At 46.5% G+C, this 16,224-nt stretch carries 15 protein-coding genes; 6 read left to right on the top strand and 9 right to left on the bottom strand.

Going from position 1 to position 16,224, the window contains the following annotated elements:
- The first annotated feature begins 27 nt into the window (after positions 1-27).
- Entirely contained in the window at positions 28-1,224 is a 1,197-nt protein-coding gene (locus DC345_RS02255) for a YheC/YheD family endospore coat-associated protein (RefSeq protein ID WP_258530444.1), read from the top strand.
- 93 nt (positions 1,225-1,317) lie between these two features.
- Here DC345_RS02255 and DC345_RS02250 read toward each other — a convergent pair whose 3' ends face one another.
- The gene (locus DC345_RS02250; RefSeq protein WP_113051746.1) at positions 1,318-2,004 is read right to left on the bottom strand and encodes an HAD hydrolase-like protein; all 687 of its coding nucleotides are present in this window, start codon (positions 2,002-2,004) and stop codon (positions 1,318-1,320) included.
- A 287-nt stretch (positions 2,005-2,291) separates the two neighbouring features.
- On the opposite strand from DC345_RS02250, the gene DC345_RS02245 reads away from it, so the two are divergent.
- A complete protein-coding gene (locus DC345_RS02245; RefSeq protein WP_113051696.1) occupies positions 2,292-4,010 on the top strand; it encodes a methyl-accepting chemotaxis protein in 1,719 nt (572 codons plus the stop codon).
- 122 nt (positions 4,011-4,132) lie between these two features.
- On the opposite strand, the gene DC345_RS02240 is transcribed toward DC345_RS02245, so the two are convergent.
- Positions 4,133-5,104: a Gfo/Idh/MocA family protein gene (locus DC345_RS02240; RefSeq protein ID WP_113051695.1), complete on the bottom strand. Its 972-nt coding sequence runs from the start codon at positions 5,102-5,104 to the stop codon at positions 4,133-4,135.
- Positions 5,105-5,511: 407 nt separating this feature from the next.
- Here DC345_RS02240 and DC345_RS02235 point away from each other — a divergent pair, with 407 nt between their 5' ends.
- The 4 genes from DC345_RS02235 to DC345_RS02220 all read left to right on the top strand — a co-directional run bounded on the left by DC345_RS02235 (position 5,512) and on the right by DC345_RS02220 (position 9,108).
- Complete coding sequence (locus tag DC345_RS02235; protein ID WP_113051694.1) at positions 5,512-7,143, top strand: thiamine pyrophosphate-binding protein; 1,632 nt, start codon at positions 5,512-5,514, stop codon at positions 7,141-7,143.
- A 13-nt stretch (positions 7,144-7,156) separates the two neighbouring features.
- Entirely contained in the window at positions 7,157-7,525 is a 369-nt protein-coding gene (locus DC345_RS02230; protein ID WP_113051693.1) for a carboxymuconolactone decarboxylase family protein, read from the top strand.
- Between the two features lie 185 nt (positions 7,526-7,710).
- Entirely contained in the window at positions 7,711-8,061 is a 351-nt protein-coding gene (locus DC345_RS02225; protein ID WP_113051692.1) for a hypothetical protein, read from the top strand.
- Between the two features lie 54 nt (positions 8,062-8,115).
- Complete coding sequence (locus DC345_RS02220; protein WP_113051691.1) at positions 8,116-9,108, top strand: 3-oxoacyl-[acyl-carrier-protein] synthase III C-terminal domain-containing protein; 993 nt, start codon at positions 8,116-8,118, stop codon at positions 9,106-9,108.
- A 215-nt stretch (positions 9,109-9,323) separates the two neighbouring features.
- Here DC345_RS02220 and DC345_RS02215 read toward each other — a convergent pair whose 3' ends face one another.
- From DC345_RS02215 to DC345_RS02185, 7 genes are all read right to left on the bottom strand, one after another.
- On the bottom strand, positions 9,324-9,893 hold the full coding sequence (locus tag DC345_RS02215) for a manganese catalase family protein (RefSeq protein ID WP_091001593.1): 570 nt from the start codon (positions 9,891-9,893) through the stop codon (positions 9,324-9,326).
- Positions 9,894-9,985: 92 nt separating this feature from the next.
- Positions 9,986-10,261 (bottom strand): spore coat protein CotJB, encoded by a 276-nt coding sequence (locus DC345_RS02210; protein WP_063564297.1) that lies wholly within the window; start codon positions 10,259-10,261, stop codon positions 9,986-9,988.
- The gene (locus DC345_RS02205) at positions 10,251-10,490 is read right to left on the bottom strand and encodes a spore coat associated protein CotJA (RefSeq protein ID WP_113051690.1); all 240 of its coding nucleotides are present in this window, start codon (positions 10,488-10,490) and stop codon (positions 10,251-10,253) included. The genes DC345_RS02210 and DC345_RS02205 overlap by 11 nt, the downstream gene beginning before the upstream one ends.
- A gap of 228 nt (positions 10,491-10,718) precedes the next feature.
- On the bottom strand, positions 10,719-12,107 hold the full coding sequence (locus DC345_RS02200) for a hemolysin family protein (protein ID WP_397333617.1): 1,389 nt from the start codon (positions 12,105-12,107) through the stop codon (positions 10,719-10,721).
- 52 nt (positions 12,108-12,159) lie between these two features.
- Positions 12,160-13,296 carry a radical SAM/CxCxxxxC motif protein YfkAB gene (gene yfkAB / locus DC345_RS02195; RefSeq protein ID WP_113051688.1) on the bottom strand — a complete coding sequence of 379 codons (1,137 nt, stop codon included), beginning with the start codon at positions 13,294-13,296 and terminating at the stop codon, positions 12,160-12,162.
- Positions 13,297-13,516: 220 nt separating this feature from the next.
- Positions 13,517-14,635: an HD-GYP domain-containing protein gene (locus DC345_RS02190; protein ID WP_113051687.1), complete on the bottom strand. Its 1,119-nt coding sequence runs from the start codon at positions 14,633-14,635 to the stop codon at positions 13,517-13,519.
- Between the two features lie 69 nt (positions 14,636-14,704).
- Positions 14,705-16,135: a bifunctional metallophosphatase/5'-nucleotidase gene (locus DC345_RS02185; RefSeq protein ID WP_113051686.1), complete on the bottom strand. Its 1,431-nt coding sequence runs from the start codon at positions 16,133-16,135 to the stop codon at positions 14,705-14,707.
- Positions 16,136-16,224 lie beyond the last annotated feature (89 nt).

Genomic DNA, 16,224 nt, shown 5'->3' with positions numbered 1-16,224 from the left:
AATAACAGCAAAAGAAGGTGATTGTTTGTGTCCTCACCTGTTCTGGGCATTATGACGTTGTACTTAAATGAACATCGCGCTCTTGAAGAACGGAGCATATACCGCAGAATGATCCTTGAAGGGCGCAAGCGGGGACTCGATATCTATGTGTTCACACCTGCCGATGTACACTCAGGAGGCAAACAGATTGAGGCTATGGTCTTTCATTCGGAAAAAGGCTGGTCCCGGGAATGGCGTTCATTCCCGGACATGATCTTCGATCGCTGCCGGATACAGCGCAATCGCAGATTCCAGCAACTGCTTGCCTTTCGGGAAAAGTATGGCCATCTGCTCTTTCTAAACCGTCCGCTGCGCAATAAATGGACTATTCATCAAACGCTGTCGGCGAAATCAGCCTTTCGTGAACATCTGCCAGATACCGTTCTGTTTCAGGATATGTCCGATGTGAATCGTATGCTGAAAGCCTCCTCGCTCATCTATCTGAAACCCATTAATGGAACCGGAGGGCGCGGAATCCTTCGCATCGAACGCAGTGGCAGTGAGGCCAATACGGTTCTTGTACAGGGACGGGACCAGAAGCGACGGATCATCACCCCACGCAAAGTCCATCTGTCACGCTTGGGTTCACTGCTTCAGCATTGGAATATGAAAGATAAATACCTTGTTCAGCAGGGAATTCAGCTTCAGCTTCCGAATGGCCGGGTTCATGATTATCGAATGCTGGTCCAGAAGAATGGTGAAGGACAGTGGGAATTAACTGGATGCGCAGGACGTATGGGTGCTGAGAAAAGTGTTACCTCTAATTTGCATGGCGGTGGCCAGGCCATTGCGATGCACAAATTGATGAAACAGTGGATTACCGATGAGAAGGAACGGGCTGAGATCAACACCACTGCCGAGAAATTTGGGATTGACGTTGCCTCATTTCTGGAAAACACCTACGGAGCCTTGTGTGAATTGGCTCTGGATTTGGCGATTGACAAAAGTGGGCGTATCTATCTGCTCGAAGTGAATCCGAAGCCTGCACGTGAAGTATTTGCCCGCATTGGAGAGAAAGATACTTATTCCAAGGCAATTACTCAACCACTGGAGTACGCCTTATGGGTGTACAACAACCACCCAAGTGCGAATCGTCCTCCTCATGGCGTGAAGGTAACTAAACCAGTCAAACGGGTAAAAGGTAAGTCTGCCACCCTCAAAAGGACCAGAAGATCCAGGTTATGAACTTTAGACTGCATTGATAGTGAACCAAATTCTCCTTGAACCAAAAAAAATGACCATCCAACATCCGAATGGATGTAGGGTGGTCATTTTTTTCTATTCGGCTTCCCTATACAAACGAAGCAGTTCCGTAAAATCAGAGATCAGTACATCTGATCCTGCAAGTTCTTCGTCCCGTCCAAATCCTGCATAAGCACAGCCGATGACGGTCTGGTTGTTCATTTTGCCTGCTTCCACATCCGAAGAACGATCCCCAACCATCCACGCATCCTGAATCCGATGCTTCTCAAGCAGAATCTGAACCAAATTCACTTTGGAAGGGGTCTTGTACTGTCCTGCACTATACACACCTTCAAAGAGCGGCATGATCTCATGGGCAAAGGCCACACCTTTAACATAGTCCTCCAGCCCGTTACTGGCCACAAACAACCTTACGCCCTGTTCTTTCAACGCTTGCAACGTCTCTTTGACTTGCGGGTACAGCTGCGAGCTACCCCCATCGAGCCCTTCAATCTCCAACTGAAGCAGCAGTTCGTCTGCACGTCGATGGGCCGCAACTGAAGCTTCAGGCATAACCACTTTCCATATATCTTCTAGCAACATCCCCAGGCTTCCCAGCATTCGTTCTTCAGGAGGAGTCTCTCCTTCAAAATGCCCTTCGGCCCGCAATGTATCAAACAGCTGATGATAGGCTGGCAACAACAGAGTTTCCGTCTGAAACAAAGTACCATCCATATCAAAAATCATCGCTTCCGGTTTACGCAATACCGTCTCTTTTGTCATGTCCAATGTTCCTTTCGGATTGGGATATGTATTCGGAATCGTTCCCCTTCCATGATAAACATAAACGTTTGGCAGTGTAAACCGTGCAATGTAAAACATCTGTGTCATTAACGTTATACAACATCTACAAACATTATACATAAATTAAACAAACTATATACAATTTAACTTTCATTAAGTATAATACTGAAAAATAGTTCTTTAGACACCACAACTAAAGAACTAAAACAGCTCTCATCCAAGTTTTTTCGACAAATACATATACCCCAAGGAGAGGCATAACAAACATGAAAAAGCACAGAACCTTCAAAATTTTTTATAAGATTGGTTTGGGCTATTTGCTCGTACTCGCTGTTTTGGCGGGTTGCATTCTTTTGATCCAGAACAGTACCAGCAAACTTCAAAGCGAATTGGATTTTCTCGTAGATCACGATATGAATGTACACGCCCTGACTTATGAGATTGAAAAGAACATGGTGGATATGGAAACAGGCCAACGGGGTTACGTAATTACAGCGCAGGAAAATTACCTTGATCCGTATACCCATGGAAAAGAACAGATGATTGTACTTAAGGATCAACTCGCTACCTTGATCTCGGACAACCCCTCACAGCTGAAGCTGTTGGAAGATATACATAAGACCATGGAACACTGGATTCAAATCGCAGGAGAACCGATTGTTGCGCTACGCCAGGCCGATGATCTACCTTCGATCCGACAATTTTTCACGACAGATCCTGGTAAACAGGATATGGACCAAATTCGGCAATCCCTGAGTACATTCCGAACCAATGAACTGGCTCTGACTGAAACCCGTACAGAAGAACTGAAACAAAAAAACAAGGTGCTCAACTGGGAGTTGTACGGAGCATTGTTCCTTGTTGCCTTAATCTCAGTCATCGCTGCATTAGTCCTGTCCCGGTCTATTGTAAGGAACATCCGTGCAGTGACACATGCACTGAATGATATTGGCTCCTCCAATGGTGATCTGACCTTGCGAATTGCCACTCCGATGAAAGACGAGACACGGGAATTGGCTGAAGCTGCCAATACCATGCTCCTGGGTCTGCAGCAAATGATGCTCGACATTCAAAGTAATGCCACCATTCTGAGTACAGCCTCCGATCGACTGGATAAAGGCGTTTCTGATAATCATATCGCTGGAAAAGAGGTGGCCACGGCCATGGAGCGAGTCGCAGAAGGTGCCGATGAACAAGTTGCCCTCACTCAGACCATGGTCGCTGCGATGGAACAATCGCTCATCGGACTTAATCGGGTAGCGGCTACAACTGCCGACGTGGCTGAACGTGCCGTACGTACCGAATCCATCGCCGTTGATGGACAGCAGCGTATCGATAATGCTGTTGGGAAAATAACGTTCATTGAACAATCCTTCTTGTCTGTACAGGAAGCCATTAACGAAATCTCCGAAATGTCTGATCAAGTTATTAACATTGCCGATTCCATGTCAGGAATTGCAAGACAAACGAACTTACTCGCACTCAATGCTGGAATTGAAGCTGCTCGCGCAGGGGAACATGGACGTGGATTTGCTGTCGTTGCCTCTGAAATCCGCAATCTGGCAGATCAAAGTGCCACGTCAGCGAAAGAAATTACAAGCATATTGGAAACTGTTGTAACCGGAGTCCAAAACACGGCGCAGGTTGTGGACGAAAGTACACTCCATGTCAACGAAGGATTACGGACGATTGAAGATGCAGGGCATGCATTCACAAATATTACCCAGCACATTCATGATCTCAGCGGTGAAGTTCAGGACGTATCCGCTGTAGTGGAACAACTGACATCCGGCAGTGAAACGGTGATGAAGTCCATTAACGAAGTATCCGCCGTAGTTGAGGATACCGCATCAGCCACAGAAGAAGTATCAGCTATGACCGAAGAACAACTTGCTTCACTACAGGAAATGACAGACACCTCCAAGCAGTTAAACGAAATGTCCGATGCACTTGATCAACTGGTTAACCGATTCAAATTGTCTTGATCCTATGGATTAGATCCAGATAACACAAAGAAGCAGATCCCTACTCTATAGAGATCTGCTTCTTTTTTTCAAATGGAAAGAACATTTAACGAATCCTCATCTAGCTCAGTACCTTTTTTAGATCAGAATTGATCCGGATTACGCAATGCTTCAAGGACAAGCTGTGCATGATAGCCATCGTTGAAATCGTATATTTTGGCAGGTTGGCCTTGGATACGGGCTATGACGTGTTTAAGTACAGGCAACTGGCTTAAGGATTCATCAACTTCGACGGGAACAAGAGGTTCTCCGACGCGTCCTCTCCATAGTTGATCCCAGTTTTCCAAGGCAATCGTTCCTTCAGTACCGTAGACCACCATGGATACACGCTCTTCACCCGCAAAATGAGCAATCCCATTCAATTGGATTCGGGTTCCATCCTCCAGCTCCATCGCAGCATGAACTTCATGTTCACATTCATCTTTATTTTCAGGAAATTGAACCTGACTGTTAATCACCCTAATAGCACCAAACACTTTATGGATCATATGAATCCAGTGGATTCCCACTTCAAGAATAAATCCACCCTGCTCACGGCTGGTAATCCATGCATTTTGCTGCCACGCTCGTGGCCACTGAGGAAATTGCAGGATCAGATCAATTTTGCGAATCTCGCCAATCGTTTCCTGACGGATCAGCTCTTGCAGTTTCACTACTGATGATTCATGTGGCATGGAAAAATGGATTGCATGTACTACATCGGCCTTCTCGGCTGCCTCCAGCATTGCTTTGGCTTCCCCCACGCTGTTTGCCAGTGGTTTCTCACAGAATACATGAATCTCGCGCTTTAGTGCCTCCATAACGACGGCATAGTGATATTTAGGCGGAACGGCAATGTACAGCAGATCAACCGTATGTGTGTCTAGTAATCGCTTGAAATCTGTATACGTTTTCGTCTCAGGATGAGAGGATGCAAACGAGGCCAAATTTTCCTCGCTGGCATCGCATACCGCTACAATTTCTACTTTTTTGGATAGTTCTGCCTCTGTCGCCTGATGTATCATATGTAACCCCATTTTACCCAGTCCAATTACGGCCATTTTTATCGTTGTCATTCAATTCACTCCCATCGAATTTCAGTATAACAGAAAGCATAACATTGCCAATCCTTGCACGGATGTGAAATAGAAAGCATACGATCCTCATTGGATCTTCACAAAATAAATCTACAATATTCTATATCATTTTACATTTTATTCTACAAATCTTGTTTATAGGTAATTCGTTGCAGGAATATATAACCAATTTATTTTCTCTTATAGGGCAAGACATTAAGCGTTTCCAACCTTAGAATCAGGAACTTATACTTATAAAATCGGTTGACAAAAAACCACAAAAAAAGCTACTCTTCCTATTAACAAGGATTTATTTCCTTTTACAACCTTAGACAACGACATACATCCCAAAAATGGAACTTGACCTGTGGGTCCAAAAACCTATTTTGTGAAGCGAGGTGTCCCGCATGAGAACAGTTGCGGACTATTTGGCAGAAGCTCTGCGTAATTTAGGCGTTACTCATGTCTTTGGTATTATCGGAAAATCCATATGTCCTGCTGTCCTAAAAATGGTCGATTACGGTTTGGAATTCATTCCAGGCCGCCATGAATCCAGCTCAGGCTTTGCCGCATCGGGCTATGCCCTCCAAACAGGCAAACTGGGTGTGGCCTTCGCCACTTCTGGTCCAGGTGGAACCAACTTGCTCACCGCCGCGGCCCATGCCAAGGCTAACAATCTGCCCGTCCTGTTTATTACGGGTCATCAATCCATTCAGGAATTGGGGCTTCCGCAATGTCAGGACTCCTCTTCCTACTTGGCTGATTTGGCGGAGATGTTCCGTCCTGCCACCCTCTTCAGCAAGCTGGTGGAGCGCGGTGATCATTTCAGCACCATACTGAATCACGCCCTTTCCATTGCACTCGGTCCCAACAAAGGTCCGGTGCATCTCTGTCTTCCTTTTGACGTACAAACCGAACAGCTCGCTGATTTCCGGGTTGTCCTCCCGGAGCCAGAACCCCTGATTAGCGTATCCAACCTGAATCGTATCCTCCCCTTACTTCAACAGTCGAGTCATCCTTTAATTATTGCAGGCAAAGGCGTCAGTCGCGCCAGAGCCCATGATGAATTGCTTCATTTTGCCGAACATTTCAATATTCCTGTCATTACTTCTCCCGGAGGAAAAGGTGCCATTGCTTGGGATCATCCTCTATATCATGGACCCTGCGGTGTCGGTGGATTCCCTCATGCAGATGAACTGCTCAATCAAAGTGATCTCTACATCGTACTCGGTTCACGTCTGAGTGATATGACCATCTGTAATTTGAAGCCTGAAAACCACCCTGCACATCTCATTCAATTCGACGCTGATCCTACATTCGTTGGTAAAATACTTCACGCGCAAACCTTACATATCACCGGCGACTTGAAGGACAACCTGCAGTTCTTGCTCGGTACACTGACAGAACAACCTGTTGTTCCAAGAGAGACGACCACTGTGGATTACACCGTACCTCTCCCGCATCTGCCGCGTCTGTCCTTGGCTTCCATCTTGGAAGAAATGAGTGAACTGCTTCCATATGATCATAAACTGTTTGTGGATGATGGCAGTCATGGTTTTCATGCGGTTCAACGATATAAAGTTAAGAAACCCGGCAGCTTCGTGTTTGACGCCTACTTTGCCTGCATGGGCAATGCCATAGGCATGGCTATTGGGGCCAAGACTGCAGCACCGGAAGAAACCATTGTATGCATTACAGGTGATGGTTGCTTTATGATGCTAGGAACCGAGATTAACACCGCTGTATGCAACAATCTGCCGGTCATCTTCATCGTTGTAAACAATAAACAGCTGGATATGGCACTGAAAGGCATGGAAAAAACAACAGGTCGAATTGATGGCACTTTATTTGAGGTTCCCCTGGATGCGGCAAAGTTTGCCGAGTCGCTCGGTGCTGTTGCTTTTCGGGCAGAAACACGGGCTGAATTCACATCAGCTCTCCAGAGCGCGCAGCAGCTGAACCAAGTTACTGTCATTGAGCTTCTGACCGATCGCGACGAGATCCCACCCACGGCTCACCGTACCGTGACTTTGAATTAGGAGGAGCAATAACATGAGTGAACAAGTGACTCAAGGATTGGAGCGTTTTGCAAAGCTTTCCGGTGAATATGGTGCAAAAGCACTGGCACCGATTAAGGATCAGTTCCCTGAGCTCGCTGAGTTTATTATGGGAACAGCTTACGGGGATATTTTTCAGCGTACAACCATCACCGATCAATGGAAAGAAGTTGCGATTATCTCCTCACTGATCTCACAGGGCCAGTATGAGCAGTTGGGGGTTCATTATGCGATGGCGCTAAGTGTCGGTGTAACCGTGGATCAGCTCAAAGGAATTTTGCTGCATCTGGCACCTTGTGTTGGTGCCCCACGAATCATCAGTGCTTTTAATATATTGCTCGCTACATTGGATGAAATCCAATAATTCACTCTTCTACATTTTTATACACGATTCGACTTTTTTATTGATCTTATTACATCTCTACCTTTATAATATGGTTAAATTATCCTTCGAATCCGCTACATCTCAGAATCAATCAGCGAGGGCCTCAAGGCCTATGTCTTGGTTAGCAGGATAGCCTTAACTCATTTAAAGGAGAGAGAACAATCATGGGAAGTTTTATACTGAAAACTGACGTTCCGAACAAGGTGTTGAACATTGAACTGGAGGGCTCTTTCTCTCAAGAAGACGGTTTGCGTTCCATCTCGGCATATCAGGATACGATCGCTCCGATTAACACCAAGGAGTATGCGCTGAATATTGATTGCAAAAAGTTGAATGTTACCGCTCCGGAAATTGTGCCTCTTCTCGAAGGCTGCCTGCAGATGTTCAAAAAAGATGAATATAAAAAAGTGGTGTTGACACTTGAGAATAATGCCATTCTGAAAATGCAGCTGTCCCGTCTTGGACGGTCTGTCGGATTGGACAATCTTGAGATCATCTCCACGGTTACGACATAATAAACCAGGCGGACAACCTGAGGGTTCACCCATCCGCTCAAGAGGAGAATGAAGATGGCTGGAATTCGTATTGTAGATATCGATATCTATCACCCAACGAACAAGGTGGGCAATGACTTTTATATTGAACATTTTGATGCAAGAGGTGTAGATATTCGGGGATTGTTAAAGGCACTTGGGCGTGATACACGTTACAAAATTGACAACGATGATGAAAACTCACTAAGCATGGCCTTTGAGGCCGCCAGTAATTTGCTCGAAAAGACCGGACTCACAGGTGCCGATATCGATCTGATTGCTTATGCAAGTCAAACGCCGGAATACATCTTTCCTACGAATTCCTTAATGATTCATCGCCTAATTAACGGGGCATCCCATACGATCTGCATTGACAGCAATGCAAACTGTGCGGGCATGACCGCCGCCTTTGAACAAGTTAGTCGTCAGATGCTGGGTAATCCCAGAATTCGTCGTGCTTTGATTATTGGCTCGGATTACATCGCTCCTCACGCCAGTCCAGACGATCCTGTGTACTTCGCGAACTTTGGGGACGCAGCAGCAGCTGTCATTGTTGAACGGGACGAGCAGGCAGTCGGTTTTATTGACTCGATCTATCAGACTGATACCTGTGTGTACGGCAATTCTCTCTTCCCGGCACAAGGTCTTGCAAAACTGGGCCAAACCGGTGTTGACGCAGGTGCCTTCCATGTAAAATTCATACCGTTTGATGATTCCATCTGTGTAGGCGCTGCCTCTGATTCGATTCGAACTTTGCTAAGTCGTAATGAAATCGGAGCAGATGAGATCAAAGCCGCTTGTTTCTCCCAATTATCCATTGGCAATATACGTGCTGTATCCGAGAACATTGGCATTAGCGAAGATATTGCCGTCTACATCGGAGATGAGTTCGGTTACACCTCAACCAGCAGCCCGTTCATTGCATTGCATCGAGCCATAACATCCGGCCAAATTCAGCGTGGTGATAAAGTGCTGTTCTGGACCGTTGGCGCTGGATGGCAAAATGTTGCCATGGTCGTTGAATACTGAGAGCTTGACACTAAACCTCAAAAAGCAGGACAGCCTTTTTTTATAAAAAAGACGGTCCTGTTTTTTATTATTTTATATTTGAAATGATAACTTTTACTGGATACATCCCATTACCATTATCTCAAAACCAATGAAGACATGCTTTGAACGTTCCTACCAACGCAAAAACCGCTCCCTTGACAGAGAACGGCAATGAGAACGATATGTTTTCCTTGTCAGAAAATCTTCTTCGTCTCCCGATCATCCTTCAGAATCTCTACGGCCTCACGAAAACGCAAGGAATGCACAATTTCCCGTTCTCTCAGAAACTTGAGACTGTCCTGCAGATCCACGTCATCCGTAAGATCGATCAACCATTGATATGTAGCCCGTGCCTTCTCTTCCGCTGCAATATCCTCGTACAAATCCGCAATCGGATCTCCCTTCGAGGCAATATAGGCTGCTGTAAATGGCACACCCGAAGAATTCGTATAGAACAAAGCAGAATCACGCTGAGCATAATTCGGCCCAAGCCCCGCTTCCTCCAGCTGCTGCACCGATGCGTCTTTTGTCAATTTATATATCATTGTCGCAATCATTTCCAAGTGGGCGAATTCCTCCGTGCCTATGTCGTTCAACAGCCCGATAATCTTGTCCGGAATCGTATACCGCTGGTTCAAATACCGCAGGGCAGCCGCCAGTTCTCCGTCTGCGCCCCCATACTGTTCCGCCAGCAATTTCGCCATATGAGGATCACATTTGCTGACCCGAACGGGATATTGCAATTTTTTTTCATACACCCACATGCAGACGCCTCCTTTTTAAATCAAACCCAAACTGTTACGATCCCTCGAGCTCCCGGCTTGGAATGACTGCAAGGAAACCCGAGGATGTTATATCACACTTGCCAAGGCCATGGCGTCTGGGACCATTCCCATGGATATTTGGAGAACGCATGCCCAAAGTTCATCAACGGTCCGTACAATTGCTGAAACTCATGTGCCACCCTCATCCGCTCCTGGCTGAATTTGTTGTATTGCTCAATGCTCTGATAATCACCCGGGTGGGTGTCCAGATACAGATTCAGCTCAACTAATACAAAATCCAGTGCCTGAAGTTCCTCCAGCAGCTCATAGTATTTTGCATCACAGGCTTTAGGTGCTTCAGGTTCCATCTGCTTCCACCTTCCTTCCCTTTGAGCTGGCGGGTGTATAAGGACTGTATAAAGCAGGCCACAATGTTCCAATTCTTAAGGCTTCTGCAGGACTGAACTGCGGCCAGCCCATCGGCTGAAATGGGATAAACAGTTGCGGAGGAACTAAGTACGTCCGAATCGTCTTTGGTGGACATGGATCAAACGGCCCCACAAAAGGGGCGTAAGCACGAAGCTGTGGATCTGACACAGAACAACGCCTCCTTCATCACTACTGATTTGATACATTCGACATCGCATCATTCCAAGCTTTCATTTCCCGTCTCTATAACCATATGTCGCTGTCCCCAAGTTAATCCCATATTTAGCTGAACGCAAAAAAAGACCTTCAAACGACTTACCCCGCTGGGCAGTGTCCAAAGGTCTCTTCATTTGATCTAGAGGCTATGCTATGCATCAATGCTTATTTCATCAACACTCAGTCCCTGTTACGTTCACGATCAGCATCCTGCATCGAATCTGGATCCTGTCCTTCCATTTCCGCCTTATCTTCTTCGGGATCCGGTCGCTTATATACCTTCACTCTGGTAATTCGGAGACGGGTGGACTCTTCCACTTCAAAGACATAACCGTTTTGCTCCCGTGTTTTACCTTTGACCGCACTGCCTTCCAATTCCTTGAACAGCCAGCCGCCAATCGTATCGACTTCCTCATCCTCAATGACAGCTCCGGTCCATTCATGGACCTCTTCAATCAGGGAACGACCATCGATGGAAAAAGTTTCTCCACTGCGCTCCATATGCGGACGTTCGTCTTCGAACTCATCATACAGATCACCAACGATCTCTTCCAAAATCTCTTCAGCCGTCAGCAAGCCTGCCGTGCCCCCGTATTCGTCGACCACCAATGTCATCTGGGAGTGCTTTTTCTGCATCAGACGAAGTACATGGCTGATCTCCATCGATTCAGGAACATTCAGAATCGGACGGACAAGCGCAGCCAAATCATGCTGATGGTCAGGTTCAGCAAGTAGCAGATCGGTAATGTGGATAAATCCGATAATCTCATCCTTATCCTCAACAGCTACAGGATAACGGGAATGCTTTGTTGCATTAATAATTTTCAGGTTTTCTTCCAGCGACATATGCGTATACAGACAGTCCATATCCGTACGTGGCAGCATAATTTCGCGTGCCAGCATATCCGAGAAATCAAAAATGTTATCCATCAGTTTGATTTCATCCTTGTCGATGACACCACTCTTCGCACTCTGCTTCATCAAGATTCGAAGCTCATCTTCCGAATGGGCCTCCCCTTCGCTGGCGGGTTCAATGCCTGCCAATCGCAGCAGTGCATTGGCTGACGCGTTCAGTACCCAGATGAATGGGAAGAAAATTTTATAAAATAACAGCAACGGTGCCGATAGCAGCAAAGCCACTCCGTCTGTTTTTTGAATCGCCAGAGATTTGGGCGCAAGCTCACCCAGCACAATGTGCAAAAACGTAATGATACAGAAACCTATAATGACCGATACCGTGGATATAAGTCCTGTATCTGCTACACCAAGCTTGAACATCAGAGGTTCGACCAGTAATTCGGAAATAGCCGGTTCACCGAGCCAACCAAGCCCCAGCGATGTCAACGTGATTCCGAACTGGGTTGCCGATAGATAGGCATCCAATTTACCATTCACCTTCAGTGCATAACCAGCCAACTTATTCCCTTCACTCTGTAATTGAGTGAGGCGTGTTTGTCTAACTTTGACCAGGGAAAATTCCGCTGCGACAAATACGCCATTCAAAAATACGAGCAGAAACACACAGACCAGATTAAATACCAACTGCCCCAGATGAAATTCGGTATGAATACCCAAGTCGAAACTCCCCTTTTCTATCTATTTCAGGAATACACCTGGAATATCAACGTGTAATTGCTTTTCTCGATTTGAAATCCACACCTTTATAATACATATCTGCCACCAACAGATTCGGACCACAGCAAGAAGCAGCATCACAATGACAATTCACTGTCTGATTCAAGGGGTGTTCCGCTGACCACTCATGGAATACATCATCCAGTTTCCGGTCACGAATGTTGCCAAACGCCGGGATGTCGGCAAAATCAGTAACATACACGTTCCCGGTGAACATGTTGACGTTAACGCGGTTACGACCGTCGGGATCATTACGAACCGTCACTTTAGGTTCGCTATACAGGCGGTTAATCAGTTCACGATCCTGATCTGCTGCACTGCATGCGAAGAATGGAAGTGTACCAAACAGCATCCACATATCCTTGTCACGCACATCCAACAAACGATGAATAGCCGCTCTCATATGATCAAGGGAAAGCACCGGCAGCGAAGAAGCAAAATTCGAATTATACATCGGATGCACTTCATGACGGACACAGCCCATCTCACGGATCAATTGATGAATACCCTCCAGCTTGTCATGAGTACGGAAATTAATCATGGACTCCGCAGAAATAAACATGCCCGCTTCACTGAGTTTACGGGAGTTTTCAATCATTTTCTCATACATCTTCACCGCAACTTCCCGCTTTACAGGTCTACCACTGTTGGCAAACCCGACTTGGTGAAAGTCATCGGCATTCAGGTAATTGAATGAGATATGCATAACGTCCAAATATGGCAGAAGTTGCTCGTACCGACGGTAATCCAGTGTCAGATTGGAGTTGATCTGAGAACGAATGCCCCGTTCCTTGGCATATTTGAGGAGCGGAATGATCATCTCATCCACGGTCTTCTGGCTGAAGCTCGGTTCACCACCTGTCAGACTAATCGTCTGGAGGTGCTCAACTTCATCCAACCTTTTAAGCATTAAAGGGAGCGGAAGCGCAGGTGCTTCGCGCATCGTTAACATATCTCCTACCGCACAATGCTCGCAGCGCATATTGCACAGATGAGTCACGGTCATTTCTACACTGGTCAGCACATGGCGTCCATATGTACGCAAAGAGCCGATTGGATCCCAAGGATCATTAGTCGGCGATAAAGGCATCGGTTCTACCGATCCTGAGTTTAGCATGGTCATTGTTCTTCACCTTATTCCTTTTATTAACCTAAAAAGTTTTATTTACAACATACCCCGTCTTCAACTTTTGGAGTTATCTTTAATCATAGCACAATTTCCTGTGCTCTGGCATGAGCATGCTCTGTCCATTACATGACAAAAAACGCCCGTGTAATATCAGGCCAGCGCGGTCCTGATATTACAATATGAGCGTTACCCATTATCCATTGACGTCAGGATATCAAAACAATTCGCCACGTGCTGAAGCTGGCGTAGCGTCTTCCACACCTTCAACACCTGTAATCATAACAGACAACGCTGTGGACAGATCGATCTCGTAGGGTGCACTTAATGTCTGGCCGTAAGCATCCTTAAGAACACGAATACGTGGTCGTTGCGGAACACGCGAATGGATGGCAGCAACAACCCCGACCTCCCCCGTACTTAGCGTGACGGAAATACCTAAGGGATAAATGGCTACACAATCACGGAATTTTTCCAGCATTCGCTGTTCATAAAGTGTCCCTGAACCGGTGTATAATACTTCCACAGCTTGATGTGGCAGCAAAGCTTGTTTATATACCCGATTGGTTGTCATCGCATCATATGAATCGGCAAGGGCCAGCCATTTGGCGTACTCATGAATCTCTTTGTCTTTTAAACCAAAAGGATAGCCGCTGCCATCAATCCGTTCATGGTGTTGTAATGCGCAATGTGCAGCAAGGAGCGGTATACCCGGTTCATCTTTGAGAATACGATGTCCATATGTAGTATGCTGCTGTATGATTTTAAATTCCTCATCGCTCAATTTGGCGGGCTTGTGCAGAATTTCTGGAGCGATCTGCGTTTTACCGATATCATGCAACAGTGCTCCTAGTCCAATCTCCATTAACTGCTGCCGAGTATAGCCTGATGCCACACCAAGAACCAGCGTATACACACATACATTAAGAGAATGATTATACAGATCAAAATCACTGGCGTTCATATCCATCAGCATAATCATCGCTTCCTTTTGACTGCCAATGTCCTCCAGAATCGTATTCATTAACCCGCTAAGTGCTTTTCCGAAGTGTGGGATTCGGCTTTTGGTTTTGAGACCCGACATACTCTGAAACTGCTGTTTGATCTCGACTAGCGCTCTGCGCCTAGTCTCTTCCTGCAGCATATCCGGAATAATGATATCCTCTGTTGCTGCATCCGATATATACACATATCCAATCCCCAGGTCCTTCAGACGTCCAATCAACCGACTGGTCAGCTCTACTCCCTCGCTGAGCAGAACCAAACCCTCTTCACTATAAATTCGTTTCCCCAGCTTCATGCCAGGCTGCAATAGGTTTATATGTACTAAACGCACAGCCTATCCTCTCCCGCTCCGTAGATGTAATTTCCACTAGCCGCCGCTTCAGCAGAAGGCAAGTACTTGTTAGATTTCATGCCAACGGGACCGCAGGCTGTCATCCAGCGCCCCTGGCCTCTTTAGTTCCGACTCGAGCAGATCACGTATGAATTCAGGAAGTCGATACGCTGTATCCTTTCCAAGAGCAAGTGACGTATACCCTACGTTAAACGTAAACATGTCGAGTGTTCCTACCACATATTCTTGTTCATCACGCATCGGCTCGCCCCCCATATATATGGCACGGATTTTCTCGTATGGAGGCGACAGGGGATCATACTCCACATCTATTCCATCCATGCACAATGTTCCTAAAATCTCCCCGCGAAATCCAAATCCGATAATCGGTTTACGTGAAAACTCTGACAACAGGGATTGCTCCAGAGCTTCGCGAATCTGAATTCCATTCAAGCATATTGTACAGGCATTAATGGGAGATGGACATAGGGAATGTAACATCCCCTTTGTGATATTGCCATGCGGAAGATCTCCAAGGAGCTGCCCCGCGTTAACAAGTGATAGCTGCGCTCCAGTGAACTGACGAACTGCTTGGGCGAGCAAAGACGCAAACGGAGACTCGTGATCGTAATCAATGGTCAGCGTTCTGTCCGTAATAACGGCTGTTTGGCCCAGAGTACGCTCAGCTTCCGTCCGGTGTGTATCTATAGCCAGCGAGACGCTTTCTTCGAGCAACATGTTCTGGACCGGAACACAGCCGCTGCTCACCAGTGTAAGTTCATTCGCTTCAAATTGCCGTTCCAGTACCACCTTACCGAGCCACTGACCAAACTTGCCTGCCGCTCCAAGCACCGTCTGACCAATGACTAAAGGTTCTTCCAGTACGTGATGTGTATGTCCGCCCAGAATGACATTGATGCCCTGGATCTGTTCGGCCATTCTGCGATCTGTGGAAAGCCCCAAATGAGACAAGATAACGACTACATCCACCTGATGCCGCAAAGCTTCAACTTGCTCACGCAGCGTCTCTACTGGGTCCAATACATCCCAACCCAACAATTCATAAAAGGCGGTAAAGGGTGCTGTAGCACCAAGCAGACCGATGCGAAATGGCCCCTTCTCCAGTATGAGAGAGGATTTCATCCAGACTGGTGGCTGGCCTGTAGCCTGATCCACAACATTTCCACATACAACAGGACAAAGAAGTCCAGAGTAAGACTGCGCCAGTTGCTCGGGTGTAAATGTTAGTCCTTCGTTGTTCCCGATCGTTATGGCATCATAACCGGTCAGATTAATGATATCCACGTTGGCCGCCCCCAGGGTACCCTCCGTCTCAACTGCCATCCGGTCCATATGATCTCCGATATCCACGACCAGAAATTCTCCAGCCTGTTCCTTCTCGTGTCCGATCATGGCGGCGATGGAGCTCATGGAGCCAAAATGACTATGGATGTCATTGGTGTGTAGAATCGTTAATGTTTGCGTCTTCTTGGTGCTCATCACACCGCCTCCCTCTTATCGTCGATAACGTACATTCCTCTAATGGATAAGCATAACATTTTCCGCGTCGTTATGATATATTTATAGGG

This window comes from Paenibacillus taichungensis, assembly GCF_003287275.1.
Taxonomy (GTDB): Bacteria; Bacillota; Bacilli; order Paenibacillales; family Paenibacillaceae; genus Paenibacillus; species Paenibacillus taichungensis_A.
Note: the sequence above shows the minus strand (reverse complement) of the source record. Positions and strands in the feature narration are given on the sequence as shown.

What these genes read in the sequence shown, in the direction of transcription:
- DC345_RS02250 (WP_113051746.1), bottom strand. Translation starts at nt 2,004, where the DNA reads ATGACAAAAGAGACGGTATTGCGTAAACCGGAAGCGATGATTTTTGAT.
- DC345_RS02245 (WP_113051696.1), top strand. Translation starts at nt 2,292, where the DNA reads ATGAAAAAGCACAGAACCTTCAAAATTTTTTATAAGATTGGTTTGGGC.
- DC345_RS02240 (WP_113051695.1), bottom strand. Translation starts at nt 5,104, where the DNA reads ATGACAACGATAAAAATGGCCGTAATTGGACTGGGTAAAATGGGGTTA.
- DC345_RS02235 (WP_113051694.1), top strand. Translation starts at nt 5,512, where the DNA reads ATGAGAACAGTTGCGGACTATTTGGCAGAAGCTCTGCGTAATTTAGGC.
- DC345_RS02230 (WP_113051693.1), top strand. Translation starts at nt 7,157, where the DNA reads ATGAGTGAACAAGTGACTCAAGGATTGGAGCGTTTTGCAAAGCTTTCC.
- DC345_RS02225 (WP_113051692.1), top strand. Translation starts at nt 7,711, where the DNA reads ATGGGAAGTTTTATACTGAAAACTGACGTTCCGAACAAGGTGTTGAAC.
- DC345_RS02220 (WP_113051691.1), top strand. Translation starts at nt 8,116, where the DNA reads ATGGCTGGAATTCGTATTGTAGATATCGATATCTATCACCCAACGAAC.
- DC345_RS02215 (WP_091001593.1), bottom strand. Translation starts at nt 9,893, where the DNA reads ATGTGGGTGTATGAAAAAAAATTGCAATATCCCGTTCGGGTCAGCAAA.
- DC345_RS02210 (WP_063564297.1), bottom strand. Translation starts at nt 10,261, where the DNA reads ATGGAACCTGAAGCACCTAAAGCCTGTGATGCAAAATACTATGAGCTG.
- yfkAB (WP_113051688.1), bottom strand. Translation starts at nt 13,296, where the DNA reads ATGACCATGCTAAACTCAGGATCGGTAGAACCGATGCCTTTATCGCCG.
- DC345_RS02185 (WP_113051686.1), bottom strand. Translation starts at nt 16,135, where the DNA reads ATGAGCACCAAGAAGACGCAAACATTAACGATTCTACACACCAATGAC.